This window comes from Bradyrhizobium sp. I1.14.4 (genome assembly GCF_050435825.1).
Lineage (GTDB): Bacteria > Pseudomonadota > Alphaproteobacteria > Rhizobiales > Xanthobacteraceae > Bradyrhizobium.
The window spans coordinates 243,068-252,879 of the sequence record NZ_JBNDLA010000006.1; the positions used below are offsets into that span (position 1 = coordinate 243,068).

11 protein-coding genes are annotated in these 9,812 nt (G+C 64.5%); all 11 read right to left on the bottom strand.

Features of this window, described 5'->3' with window-relative positions:
- Positions 1-36: 36 nt before the first annotated feature.
- The 11 genes from lpdA to eno all read right to left on the bottom strand — a co-directional run bounded on the left by lpdA (position 37) and on the right by eno (position 9,758).
- Positions 37-1,458, bottom strand: a complete 1,422-nt coding sequence (gene lpdA / locus ABIB78_RS15410) for a dihydrolipoyl dehydrogenase (protein ID WP_429025823.1) — start codon at positions 1,456-1,458, stop codon at positions 37-39.
- An 18-nt stretch (positions 1,459-1,476) separates the two neighbouring features.
- On the bottom strand, positions 1,477-1,719 hold the full coding sequence (locus ABIB78_RS15415; protein ID WP_429025825.1) for a hypothetical protein: 243 nt from the start codon (positions 1,717-1,719) through the stop codon (positions 1,477-1,479).
- Positions 1,720-1,896, bottom strand: a complete 177-nt coding sequence (locus ABIB78_RS15420; RefSeq protein ID WP_429025827.1) for a hypothetical protein — start codon at positions 1,894-1,896, stop codon at positions 1,720-1,722.
- Positions 1,897-1,908: 12 nt separating this feature from the next.
- On the bottom strand, positions 1,909-3,273 hold the full coding sequence (locus tag ABIB78_RS15425; protein WP_429025829.1) for a pyruvate dehydrogenase complex dihydrolipoamide acetyltransferase: 1,365 nt from the start codon (positions 3,271-3,273) through the stop codon (positions 1,909-1,911).
- 2 nt (positions 3,274-3,275) lie between these two features.
- Positions 3,276-3,581, bottom strand: a complete 306-nt coding sequence (locus ABIB78_RS15430) for a DUF5076 domain-containing protein (protein WP_024583574.1) — start codon at positions 3,579-3,581, stop codon at positions 3,276-3,278.
- Positions 3,582-3,586: 5 nt separating this feature from the next.
- A complete protein-coding gene (locus ABIB78_RS15435) occupies positions 3,587-4,981 on the bottom strand; it encodes a pyruvate dehydrogenase complex E1 component subunit beta (RefSeq protein WP_429025832.1) in 1,395 nt (464 codons plus the stop codon).
- Positions 4,982-5,026: 45 nt separating this feature from the next.
- Positions 5,027-6,046 carry a pyruvate dehydrogenase (acetyl-transferring) E1 component subunit alpha gene (gene pdhA / locus ABIB78_RS15440; protein WP_429025833.1) on the bottom strand — a complete coding sequence of 340 codons (1,020 nt, stop codon included), beginning with the start codon at positions 6,044-6,046 and terminating at the stop codon, positions 5,027-5,029.
- 159 nt (positions 6,047-6,205) lie between these two features.
- Positions 6,206-6,523: an FtsB family cell division protein gene (locus tag ABIB78_RS15445; RefSeq protein ID WP_021079258.1), complete on the bottom strand. Its 318-nt coding sequence runs from the start codon at positions 6,521-6,523 to the stop codon at positions 6,206-6,208.
- Between the two features lie 45 nt (positions 6,524-6,568).
- A complete protein-coding gene (locus tag ABIB78_RS15450; RefSeq protein ID WP_429025836.1) occupies positions 6,569-7,120 on the bottom strand; it encodes an NADPH-dependent FMN reductase in 552 nt (183 codons plus the stop codon).
- Positions 7,121-7,289: 169 nt separating this feature from the next.
- A complete protein-coding gene (locus ABIB78_RS15455) occupies positions 7,290-8,426 on the bottom strand; it encodes a zinc-binding dehydrogenase (RefSeq protein WP_429025838.1) in 1,137 nt (378 codons plus the stop codon).
- A 48-nt stretch (positions 8,427-8,474) separates the two neighbouring features.
- Positions 8,475-9,758, bottom strand: coding sequence for a phosphopyruvate hydratase (gene eno, locus ABIB78_RS15460; RefSeq protein ID WP_429025840.1), 1,284 nt, complete (start codon positions 9,756-9,758; stop codon positions 8,475-8,477).
- Positions 9,759-9,812 lie beyond the last annotated feature (54 nt).

Sequence of the window (9,812 nt, forward strand, 5' to 3'; positions counted from 1 at the left end):
GCACCTCAGGACTTCTACCTGCGACGTCTGCAAACGTCAGATGTTCAGCACGCGCCCGTAGGCGTCGAGCACCGCTTCCTTCATCATTTCCGACAGGGTCGGATGCGGGAATACGGTGTGCATCAATTCCTCTTCCGTGGTCTCCAGATTCATCGCCACGACATAGCCCTGGATCAGCTCGGTGACCTCGGCGCCGATCATGTGCGCGCCGAGCAGCTGCCCGGTCTTCTTGTCGAAAATCACCTTGACCAGACCCTGGTCCTCGCCGAGCGCGATCGCCTTGCCGTTGCCGACGAACGGGAAGCGGCCGACGCGGATCTCGCGGCCGCCTTCCTTGGCCATGGCTTCGGTAAGGCCGACGGAGGCGACCTGCGGGTTGCAGTAGGTGCAGCCCGGGATCATCAGCTTGTCCATCGGATGCGGATGCAGGCCCTTGATCGCCTCGATGCAGATCACGCCCTCGTGCTCGGCCTTGTGCGCGAGCATCGGTGGTCCCGCGACATCGCCGATCGCATAGATTCCGGGGATATTGGTCTTGCCGAGACCGTCGATCACGATACAGCCGCGGTCGGTTTTGACGCCGAGCTTCTCCAGCCCGAGATTCTCGATATTGCCGACCACGCCGACCGCCGAGATCACGCGCTCGAACTCCTTGGTCTGCGGCTGGCCCTTGCCGTCGTCGATGGTCGCGACCACGCTGTCGGCCTTCTTCTCCAGTTTTGTCACTTTGGTCGAGGACATGATCTTGATGCCCATCTTCTCGAAACGCTTCCGCGCAAGCCCTGCGATCTCGGCGTCCTCGACCGGCAGGATCTGCGGCAGCACCTCGACCACGGTGACGTCGGCGCCCATGGTGTGGAAGAACGAGGCGAACTCGATACCGATCGCACCGGAACCAACCACCAGCAGCGATTTCGGCATCCGCTCCGGCACCATCGCCTCGAAATAGGTCCAGATCAGCTTCTTGTCGGGCTCGAGCCCGGGCAGCACGCGCGGCCGCGCGCCGGTCGCGACGATGATGTGCTTGGCCTGATAGGTGCCCTCACCGCTCGCGCCCTTCGGCGCCTCGACCGCGGACTTCTTCACCGTGATCTTGCCGGGCGCGTCGATCGTGGCATCGCCCCAGATCACCGTGACCTTGTTCTTCTTCATCAGGAAGCCGACGCCGTCATTGAGGCGCTTCGAGACGCCGCGCGAGCGCTGCACCACCGCCTTCGGATCGAACGAGACGTTGTCGGCCGACAGTCCGTAATCCTTGGCGTGCTGCATGTAGTGATAGATCTCGGCCGAGCGCAGCAAGGCCTTGGTCGGGATGCAGCCCCAGTTCAGGCAGATGCCGCCGAGATAGGATTTCTCCACGATCGCGGTCTTGAAGCCGAGCTGCGCGGCGCGGATCGCCGTCACGTAGCCGCCGGGGCCGGAGCCGATGATGATGACGTCGAAGGATGTGTCGGCCATGGCGGCTCCCGTTCAAACTCAATTTGTGGCGCCGCGGGCGCGGCTTCTTGCGATCAATGACCTGACCAGCCATTCGAGCCCGATCACCACGGCCATGATGGCCAGGGCCGTCAGCACGATCGGCTCGGCGATGTTCCGCGCCAGTTGTTCGCCGGCGAAGAACGCGGAGTGCAGAGAATCCAACCCGACCGGGTTGAGCACCAGCACGGCCGAGAGCAGCAGCGAGATCCAGGGCCAGCGCGTGCGAGCCGTGCCGGCCATTCATCTGTACTCCTGCCATACCGCACCGAGGAACACGGACCACGCCAGCGCCAGCACGCCCGCGCCGATCATCATGATCCTGAACTGGAACGTCGATATCAGGTCGCGGTTGACCGCGACGAGCAACGCGACGGCGACGGCGGCGAGCAGAACGTACGGACCTGACATCGCGTACATGGCTGATGCCCGTCACACCATCATCATCACGGGGTTTTCGATCAGCTGCTTGAAAGCGCCGATCAGCTCCGCGCCGAGCGCGCCGTCGATCGCGCGATGATCGCATGACAAGGTGACGCTCATCATGTGCGCGATCTCGATCTTGCCGCCGCGGACCACCGGACGCTCCTCAGAGGTACCGACCGCGAGGATCGAGGCGTGCGGCGGATTGATCACGGCGGTGAAGTGGTTGATGCCGTACATGCCGAGGTTGGAGACCGCGGTGGTGCCGCCCTGATATTCTTCCGGCTTCAGCTTGCGGGCCCGGGCGCGCGCGGCAAAATCCTTCATCTCGTTCGAGATGGTCGACAGCGTCTTGCTCTCGGCCGTGCGGATGATCGGCGTGATCAGGCCGCCCGGCATCGCCACCGCGACGCCGACATCGGAATGCTTGTGCTTGAGCATGCCGCCTTCGGTCCAGCTGACGTTGCAGTTCGGGATCTTCTGCAGCGCCACCGCCATCGCCTTGATGACGAAGTCGTTGACCGATATCTTGTAGAGCGGCTTCTTCTCCTTGTCCTTCGGTGCCGATGCGTTGATCTCCTCGCGCGCGGCGAGCAGCTTGCCGATGTCGCAGTCTATGGTGAGATAGAAGTGCGGGACGTTCTGCACCGAGGCGGTGAGACGCTGCGCGATGGTGCGGCGCATGCCGTCATGCGGCACAACTTCGTAGGAGCCCGGCTCGAACAGCGCGAGGATCTGCTTGTCCGACATTGACGGCGCGATGCTCGGCCCCGCGGCGGGCGTGGCTGCCGGCGCCTTCAGGCCCTTCCCGGACTTGGCCTCGTCGACGTCGCGCGCGATGACCCGACCGTGCGGACCGGTGCCGGTGATACGGACGAGATCGATGCCGGCTTCCTTGGCGAGCCGGCGCGCCAGCGGCGAGGAAAACACGCGGGCGTGGCCATTGGCCTGCGCGGCCGGCGCAGCAGCCTGCGGCGCCGCGGCGGGCGCTGCGGCCGGCTTCGGCGCGGGCGCAGCCGCCGGCGCGGGAACCGCAGCAGGCGCAGCCTGGGCGGTGGGCTTCGGTGCCTCGGTGGGCTTGGCCGCCGGTGCCGCGCCCGCTCCGGCGCTGGCTGCCGCCTTCACATCCTCGCCGTCGCCGGCCATGACCGCGATGACGTCGTTGACCGGCACGTCCTGCGTACCTTCAGGCACCAGGATCTTGGCGATCGTGCCCTCATCGACCGCCTCGACCTCCATCGTCGCCTTATCGGTCTCGATCTCCGCGATCACATCGCCGGACTTGACCTTGTCGCCCTCTTTCTTGAGCCACTTGGCGAGATTGCCCTTTTCCATCGTCGGCGACAGCGCGGGCATGAGAATATTGATCGGCATTGTCAGTGACCTTGTTGCGACCGCGGTTTGGTTTGGCCCATGTCGGTCGGCCGGGCGATTTCGGCTTCGAACATCTCGACGATGCGCGCGAGCGCCTCGTCTTCGGTGTATTCGCTTTCGCGCGAATAGGCGCGCGCGGCATGGCGGGCAATATCGACGAGCATCAGCCCCCACATGTCCGGTTCCTCGAAGGCGCGCTGGAACGCGATCGACAGGCCACCGTCGACGACAAAGGCGCGCAGCACCTCGATGGCGTCGTCGCGGCCCATCACATCAGGCGGCAGCGGCTGCTCCTTGGGACCGGCCATCGGCGTTACCGGTAGGACACGGCCTTGGCGGCCGCGACCACCTCGGCGACGGATGGCAGAGCGAGCTTTTCCAGATTGGCGGCATAAGGCATCGGCACGTCCTTGCCGGAGACGCGCGCGACCGGCGCATCCAGATAGTCGAAGGCGTGCTCCATGATGCGCGCCGCGACCTCCGAGCCGACGCCGCTCTGCTGCCAGCCCTCCTCCACCGTGACGGCACGGCCGGTCTTCTTCACCGAGTTGATGATGGTCTCGGTATCCATCGGACGGATGGTGCGGAGATCGACGACCTCGGCCTCGATGCCTTCCTTGGCGAGCTCATCGGCAGCCTTCAGCGCATAGGACATGCCCATCGCCCAGGAGACGATGGTGACGTCCTTGCCGGCGCGAGCAATCCGCGCCTTGCCGATCGGCACCACGAAATCGGCAAGCTTCGGCACCTCGCCGGTGTGGCCGTACAGCACCTCGTTCTCGAGGAAGATCACCGGATTGGGATCGCGGATCGCGGCCTTGAGCAGGCCCTTGTAGTCGGCGGCCGAATACGGCGCGACCACCTTGAGGCCCGGCACCTGCGAATACCAGGCCGCGTAATCCTGGCTGTGCTGGGCGGCGACGCGCGCGGCGGCGCCGTTCGGTCCGCGGAACACGATCGAGCAGCCCATCTGGCCGCCGGACATATAGAGCGTCTTGGCGGCGGAGTTGATGATCTGGTCGATCGCCTGCATGGCGAAGTTGAAGGTCATGAACTCGACGATCGGCTTTAAGCCCGCCATCGCCGCGCCGACACCGACGCCGGCAAAGCCGTGCTCGGTGATCGGCGTGTCGATCACGCGCCGGGCGCCGAATTCCTGCAACAGGCCCTGTGTCACCTTGTAGGCGCCCTGATACTCCGCGACCTCCTCGCCCATGATGAAGACGTCGCCGTCGCGCCGCATCTCCTCGGCCATCGCATCGCGCAGCGCTTCGCGAATGGTCTGGGTGACCATCTCGGTGCCGGCGGGGATTTCCGGATCGGGCAGCGGCTCGCTGGCGGGCGCGGCCGGCGCCTTCGCGGCGGGCTGCGGCGCTTCCGCTTTAGCTTCAGCAGGCGTGGCGTCGGCGGCCTTCGGCAGCGGCGCCGGAGCGGCCGGTGCCTTGGCGAGGTCGGCGGCGCTTTCGCCGTCGGCCAGGATGGTGGCGATCGGCGTGTTCACCGCGACGTCGGCGGTGCCTTCCGGAATCAGGATCTTGCCGAGCGTGCCCTCGTCGGTTGCCTCCACCTCCATGGTCGCCTTGTCGGTCTCGATCTCGGCGATGACGTCACCGGACTTGATGGTCTCGCCTTCCTTCTTCAGCCATTTGGCGAGGTTGCCCTTCTCCATGGTGGGCGACAGCGCAGGCATCAGCACTTGAATGGGCATATCGGCTCCCGAAATCGGTCTTGAAATTAGTCTGCGCGGGTGGGATCAGCGGTAGATGTCGGTGTAGAGCTCGGACGGATCGGGCTCCGGATCGTGCTGCGCGAAGTCGGCGGCCTGGTTGACGATCTCGCGCACCTCGGCGTCGATCGCCTTCAGATCCTGCTCGCTCACGCCTGATGCCAGCAAGCGGTTGCGCACCTGCTCGATCGGGTCCTGGTCGTGGCGGACCTTCTCGACCTCCTCGCGCGTGCGGTACTTCGCGGGATCGGACATCGAGTGGCCCCGGTAACGGTAGGTCTGCATCTCCAGGATGATCGGACCATTGCCGCCGCGGCACCAGGCCGTGGCCTCGTCGGCGGCAGCCTTGACCGCGCGCACGTCCATGCCATCGACCTGCCGGCCGGGAATGTTGAAGGAGGCGCCGCGCTTGGAGAAGTCCTGCTGCGCCGATGCGCGCGACACCGAAGTGCCCATCGCATAGCGATTGTTCTCGATGACATAGATCACCGGCAGCTTCCACAGCTCCGCCATGTTGAAGCTTTCGTAGACCTGGCCCTGGTTGGCCGCGCCGTCGCCGAAATAGGTCACGCTGACGGCATCGTTACCGCGATAGCGGTTGGCGAAGGCGAGGCCGGTGCCGAGCGACACCTGCGCGCCCACGATGCCGTGACCGCCGTAGAAATGCTTCTCCTTGCTGAACATGTGCATGGAGCCGCCCTTCCCCCTGGAATAGCCGCCGCGGCGTCCGGTCAATTCAGCCATCACGCCCTTGGCTTCCATTTCGCAAGCCAGCATGTGGCCGTGGTCCCGGTAGCCCGTTATGACCTCGTCGCCCGGTTTCAGTGCCATCTGCATGCCGACCACGACGGCTTCCTGGCCGATATAGAGATGGCAGAAGCCGCCGATCGCACCCATGCCGTAAAGTTGACCAGCCTTCTCCTCGAAGCGCCGGATCTGCAGCATGTCCCGCAGTGCCTTGAGCTCCTGCTCCTTGGTGAATTCGGGGGGAGAGCCGGCCTTCTCCTGCCCTGATTCTTTTGCGACGCTTTTCTTGGGTGCGGCCATGGCAATTCCGGGTGAGAGAAGTCGAAGAACCCTCTCTAACCCAACTCAAATCGCCTTGGAAGGATTGCGTTCGCCGGATGGAATTTTGCTATGCCGCACTGCAGCGCGGCGCGACACTTTTGTGATAGCGCGTGAGTGTTTTTGAAATTTGAGAACGCGTCAGTTCGACTTGTTGATCCGAACGAGATCCCGCGGATTGGCGTAGTCGAGTTGGAAGCGCGCACGCTCGTCCAGCATGTCGGGATCGACCCGATCCGACCGCAACAGCGATACCCGCTGTTCACCCTCGGCCCGCTCCTTCTTCAATCGCGCTAGCTCCGAGGTCAGCGCGATGATTTCCTGGTCGAGCTCCTGCCGCGCGTTCAGGCCGTATTTGCCGGTGTAGGCGTTGACGCCGAAATAGCCGACCATCAGCGCCGCCAGCGTGTAGAGGGCGAGTCCGGTCAGAATCGATTTGAGGCGCGTGCGGGAGACCATGGCCGCGAAGATGCGGCCATGGCGGTTAATGAACGCTAAACTTGATCAGCGGTTCTGCTTTTCAATAAAGGCCGCGAAGGCGTCGAGGTATTGTTGCAGCACGCCTTTGAGCGACTCCTTGGTCAGCTCGGCATTGTCGTCGAAGGCGTCGCCGACGCCGTTCAGGTAGATTTCCGGCTGCTGTAGGATCGGCCCCGAGATGCCCGGCAGGATGTTCTGCAGGTGCTTCGCGGCGCTGACGCCACCGAGCGGCCCCGGCGAATTGGAGATGATGCCGGTCGGCTTGCCGTTGAAGGAGCTCTTGCCGTAGGGCCGCGAGCCGACGTCGATCGCATTCTTCAGCACGCCCGGGATCGAGCGGTTGTATTCGGGGGTCACGAACAGCACGCCGTTCGACTTCTGCAACTTGTCGCGGAAGGCGAGCCAGTCCGCCGGCGGCGCTGCCTCGAGGTCCTGGTTGAAGAACGAAATGCCCTGCAGCGTCGTGACGTCGAGCTTCAGCGAAGCGGGCGCGAGCTTGGCCAGCGCATTCGCGATCTTGAGCGAGAAGCTCTGCTTGCGGATGCTGCCGACGATGGTGACGATGTTATAGGCCATAGCAAATTCCCCTCGGGTTCGCGTGAAACTCGTGGACGTCACCTACGGGCACGCCGAGAAAGATGCAAGTGCATGGATTGGGCAATTCCGGAAACGCAGCGTTTCCCGGAATTGGTCTATACAAAGCAAAAAGGCCATCCCGAGCGGGACGGCCCCTTCGCTTCAATCCTCACGCCTTGTTCGGGTTGATCAGGAATTTCTCGCCGGTCGCGCGCTTGCCGTAGACGGCGATGTTGTCGAGCTGCAGGGTCTCGTGCAACGAGACCACCTTGGTATAGTGACTGGCGAAGGTCGTCTTCAACTCGGCCACCACGCGCTGGCGCAGCTTGTTGCCGGCCTCCGGACCGATCTTCATCAGGAACGGGAACAGCAGCCAGCCGCCGACGCCCCAGGCCATGCCGAAGCCGCGCGGCAGTTCGATCGAGCGGGTGTCGAGGCTGCCATAGACGTAGACCTGCTTGTGCACATTCGAGCCGTAGCGGCTGTAGGCCTTGGCGGTCTTGTTGATCGCGGTCTCCATCGCGACCAGGATTTGGCCCGCGAGCTTGCCGCCGCCGATCGCATCGAAGGCGATGGTCGCGCCGGTCTCGACCAGCGCGCCGGTGAGCTTGTCCATGAAATCGGGCGCGGTGGAGTCGACGACATGCTTGGCGCTGATCTCGTGCAGGATATCGGCCTGCTCCTTGTTGCGCACGATGTTGACGAGGCCGATGCCGTCCTTGATGCAGATCTTGTTGAGCATCTGGCCGAGGTTGGATGCGGCCGCCGTGTGCACCAGCGCCTTGTGGCCCTCGCGCCGCATCGTCTCGGTCATGCCGAGCGCGGTCAGCGGATTGACGAAGCAGGACGCGCCTTCCGCCGGCGTGGTACCGTCGGGCAGCGGCAGGCATTCATTGACGCGCAGCGTGCGGTATTGCGCATACATCGCGCCGCCGATCATCGCGACGGTGCGGCCCATCAGCGCTTTCGCGGCGTCCGACGAGCCGGTCCGGATCACAACGCCGGCACCCTCATTGCCCACCGGCATGGACTCGTCGAGCCGTGCGGCGAGGCCAGGCAACGCGGCTTCCGGCACGCGCGCGGTCACCACAGGCAATTCCCTGCTGCCGGACACCTTTGCTGCGGCCATGTCGGCCGGCCCGATCAGGAGACCGAGGTCGGATGGGTTGATCGGGGTCGCCTCGACCCGGACCACGACCTCGTCGGGACCGGGCTCGGGGGTCGGGACATTGACCAGCGACAATTCCAGTTCGCCATCCTTCTTGAGCAGCGAACGCAGCTGCAGACCGCTCTTGCCGTCACTCATCCCGACCTCCCTTTTTTGCGTCTTGTTCAGTCCCGATCAGTTGGGGCGCTAGGCTAGCGCCTTCAAGGCCGCCCTGCCCGCGTATTTCGCCTGCGTGCCGAGCTGCTGCTCGATGCGCAGCAGCTGGTTGTACTTGGCGGTGCGGTCGGAGCGCGCCAGCGAGCCGGTCTTGATCTGCCCGCAATTGGTGGCGACCGCGAGGTCGGCGATCGTGGCGTCCTCGGTCTCGCCGGAGCGATGCGACATCACCGCGGTGTAGCCGGCCTTGTAGGCCATCTCGATCGCCGCGAGCGTCTCGGTCAGCGTGCCGATCTGGTTGACCTTGACCAGGATCGAATTGGCGCGGCCGTTCTTGATGCCGTCGGCAAGCCGCGTGACGTTGGTGACGAACAGATCGTCGCCGACCAGCTGGCACTTCTTGCCGATCGCATCCGTCAGCTCCTTCCAGCCGTCCATGTCGTCTTCCGACATGCCGTCCTCGATGGTGACGATCGGATAGCGGCCGACGAGATCGGCGAGATACTTCACCTGCTCCGAACGCGAACGGGTCTTGTTCTCGCCGCCGTAGACGTAAGCTCCCTCCTTGAAGAATTCGGTGGAGGCGCAGTCGAGGCCGAGCACGACGTCGTCGCCCGCCTTGTAGCCGGCCTTGCCGATCGCGTTCATGACGAACTCGAGCGCGGCGTCGGCCGACGGCAGGTTCGGCGCGAAGCCGCCCTCGTCGCCGACATTGGTGTTGTGGCCGGCCTTCTTCAGTTCGCCGCGCAGCGTGTGGAAGATTTCCGAACCACAGCGCAGCGCTTCGGCAAATGACGTGGCGCCGACCGGCAGGATCATGAATTCCTGGAAGTCGATCGGATTGTCGGCATGCACGCCGCCATTGATGATGTTCATCATCGGCACCGGCAGCGTCCGCGCCGAGGTGCCGCCGACATAACGATACAGCGGCATGTCGAAGGACTCCGCTGCAGCCTTGGCGCAGGCCAGCGACACGCCGAGGATGGCGTTGGCGCCGAGCCGGCTCTTGTTCGGCGTGCCGTCGAGATCGATCATGATCTGGTCGATCGCGACCTGCTCCTCGACCGCCTGGTCGCTGAGCGCCTCGAAGATCTCGCCATTGACGGCGGCAACCGCCTTTTCCACGCCCTTGCCGAGATAGCGCGACTTGTCACCGTCGCGCAGTTCCACCGCCTCATGCGCGCCGGTGGACGCGCCCGACGGCACCGCCGCGCGGCCGATTGACCCATCCTCCAGCACCACATCGACCTCGACCGTGGGGTTGCCGCGGCTGTCCAGGATTTCGCGGCCAATGATGTCGACGATGTCAGTCATGAGAACCTCTTATGGCAGTGAGGGGGTCGGATGGCGGTGCTTCTAGCGCAATGC